The following is a 525-nucleotide window of genomic DNA, read 5'->3' on the forward strand; positions in this document are numbered from 1 at the left end:
CGTGCACTTCATGCGCAACGCGCTGGCGCATGCCGGCAAGAGCGGGCGGCGCGTCGTCTCCGCCTTCATCGCCACCGCGTTTGCCCAGGACGATGCGGAGGCAGCCAAGGCGCAATGGCGCAAGGTCGCCGACCAGCTCCGCCCGAAGCTGCCCAAGCTTGCGGGCTTCCTGGACGAGGCCGAGACCGACGTGCTGGCCTATATGACCTTCCCACCGCAGCACCGGACCAAGCTGCACTCCACCAACCCGATCGAGCGCCTTAACGGCGAGATCAAGCGGCGCACCGAGGTGGTCGGCATCTTCCCGAACGAAGATGCCATCGTCCGCCTCATCGGCGCGATCCTGCTCGAGCAGAACGATGAATGGGCTGTCCAACGCGCCCGTTACATGACTCTGGAAACTATCGCGCCATTGAGCGATGATCCAACCATCAGCCTTCCGGCTATCGCCAGCTGATCTGCCCGGCTCCTGCCGGTGAACGCGGTGACCCGCCGCCAGCTACACCACGCAACGGGACACGATCC

At 65.1% G+C, this 525-nt stretch carries 1 protein-coding gene; it reads left to right on the forward strand.

Features of this window, described 5'->3' with window-relative positions:
• A partial coding sequence (locus CWO91_RS42425) for a transposase (protein WP_208753158.1) occupies positions 1–457 on the forward strand: 457 nt, incomplete at its 5' end.
• Positions 458–525 lie beyond the last annotated feature (68 nt).

Origin of the sequence: Bradyrhizobium genosp. SA-3 (genome assembly GCF_004212635.1) — a bacterium.
Classification (GTDB): domain Bacteria; phylum Pseudomonadota; class Alphaproteobacteria; order Rhizobiales; family Xanthobacteraceae; genus Bradyrhizobium.